General features: G+C 66.5%; 1 protein-coding gene and 1 pseudogene. Both read left to right on the top strand.

Going from position 1 to position 2367, the window contains the following annotated elements:
* Window positions 1-1399 precede the first annotated feature (1399 nt).
* Entirely contained in the window at window positions 1400-1921 is a 522-nt protein-coding gene (locus EU555_RS35875) for a PE family protein (RefSeq protein WP_135420150.1), read from the top strand.
* Between the two features lie 120 nt (window positions 1922-2041).
* Window positions 2042-2367 (top strand): annotated as a pseudogene (locus EU555_RS36775) (hypothetical protein); the annotation flags it as partial.

Here is a 2367-nt window from a genome sequence, read left to right as displayed (position 1 = left end):
GCCGGCCAAGCTACCCGTGGTGGAAAGGCCCACGGTCCACTAACATTCCACTCGGGCCACCTCGTGGGGGCTGATCAAGCCCGCACGTGGCTCGCAATCAGATGGCCACCTGCGCCGATCGGCTATCCTGAAGAAACTGTATGAACTTCAGGGCTTGTCCGGTGCGGCACATGCCGGAGCGTCGGCACTTGAGGAACCGCTAATCCCTTCCTGTCATCATGCCCGCGGGCCTCGTTGCGTATCGGCCCACCAGCCCCGCTGATCCCCCGGTCGGCGGGGCTCGCTGTTTTTGGCGCCGCCCAGCGTAACAAGTGGTGCTCGGCTAGATCCGCTGAACGAACGCCTCACTCATCGCGATCCTCTTGCACTGGCTCCGGATCCTCGTTCCGGCTTGCAAGCTGGTAGACAGGTGGGAACAGCACTTCGAGTCCTCGGATGACTCCATCGAGGACAGGGTCGTGGTTGCTACCGAAGCTTCGGCTTGGGATGTTGGCATCAGTGAGTCTCGTGTTCGGGCCAGGACAGCTGCCTGCGTAAAAACCTCTTTTCGGGGCATCAAATCCGGAGACGCAGAACACATACCGGCTCGGTAAGTCGCCGCATACGGCGTGCTCAAGAGCGTCCACACTCAGCTCGTCGGAGAGCGCTGCTTCGGTCATGGGCTCGTCCCTAGTGTAAATACCTCGAAACAATTGCCTGTTTCTGTTTCAGGTGACGTGTCACTCAACACATCTAGTGTGCTGACTTGGCCGCAAGAGGTTCCTTGCACGGTCAAGCTGACACAGTTTTATTCTTAACCGCTACCTGCGCCACGGTCGCTAGTGAACTGACGCCTTCAAAAGGTACACTGTGCGCGTCGAATTCCTTTGCAATCGCAGTCGGTTGACAAGGGAGTGCGTGGCACGTTCGTCGGTGTCAGTGCACTAGGAGGCGCGGTGTCCCGAGTGACATTCACGGCTCTGATCGAGCGACACGCCCATGTGCGCGGCGGCACGGCGGTGATCATCCAGCCCGATAGTGTCGCCTCATCGCCGAGGCAAACAGTCATCGCGGCGACGGCTTCGGATCGACACGTCAGCGGCGAGACACACGCCCGCCTCCTCGGAGGTCTCCAGTAACCCGGCCCGCACACGGACTGGCGATACAGCTGAACCAAGAGAATGGTTAACATTCAGACTTCGTTCAGCCCGCTAGGAACAGATTATATCCAACGAACACGATGAACCATCCGCAGATATCCTCCAAATAGAGGATGCACGCAAGTTCCGGGATGGCTCCGACAAAATTCAGCGCTCGTAACAGCGTATCCGCGCATGGGGTCCGGCGCGTTCAAGCGGCCCCGTCAACATCCCGATCCACCATCACGCCGGCACTGCGCGTGCCGTTGCAGGAGGCTGTCATGAAGAAGACGATGTTCGTGATTGTGTCGGCTGTCGCCATGATGGCAGCCGCTCCCCAGGCCTTCGCCGGCGGGATCGCCGGGAGCGGCGGGATGGGCGGCGGAGGATACTACGGCGGCTACGGCGGCGCTGGTGGCGGAGGCGGCGACGCTATGAAGGGCGGGCGCGGCGGCAACGGCGGCCGGGGTGGCAGCGGCTACTACGGCGGTGGCGGCGGCGGTGGCGGCTGGGGCGGCACCGGGTCCTACGGCGGGCGGGGCGGCAGCGGCGGAGCCGGCGGCAGCGGGTACTACGGTGGCGCGGGCGGCGGCGGTGGGGGCGGCGGCTCGGGCGCCTATGGCGGCCAGGGCGGCGGCGGCGGCCGGGGCGGCATGGGCTCCTATGGCGGCCAGGGCGGCCAGGGCGGCGGCGGCGGCTCGGCGGCGGGCTACGGCAACCGGGGCGGCAACGGCGGGGCTGGCGGCAACGGCAGCTTCGGCGGCGTCGGCGGCGCCGGCGGACAGGGCGGCAACGTTCACTGACCTCCGCACTCCCTTCCGCAGGCATAGTCGCCGCGTTGCGGAAGGTACCGGCGCCGCTCGACCCCTCCCGGGCCGGGCGGCGCACGCTCGACGGTCGAACTCCGACGTGAGGCAGATCCGATGAAGACCTTCTCCCTGCTGCTCGCCGCCAGCTGCGTAGCGCTCGCCGGCACCGTCGCGGTCGCCGCCCCCTGGCCCGCCGGGAACTCTTATGACACCGACGTGGTGCGGACCGGCTCGGGCGACGGAGCCGGCTTCCCAGGCGCGCCCGGCGGCCGGGCCGGCGCGCCCGGCCGCGTCGGCGGCTGGAGCGCCGGCCGCGCCGCTTCTGCGGAGCCTGAGGGCCTGCGTGGCTACTGTATTGCCCTGCTCGGACCTTGGGTAGCAGCGGAGCAGAGAGTCAGTTTCGGATCTGGCGCTGTCTGCGGACGGGCCCCTATCGCGCC

The sequence above is a fragment of the Methylobacterium nonmethylotrophicum genome (assembly GCF_004745635.1).
Taxonomy (GTDB): domain Bacteria; phylum Pseudomonadota; class Alphaproteobacteria; order Rhizobiales; family Beijerinckiaceae; genus Methylobacterium; species Methylobacterium nonmethylotrophicum.
This window is presented reverse-complemented; position numbering and strand designations above follow the sequence as displayed.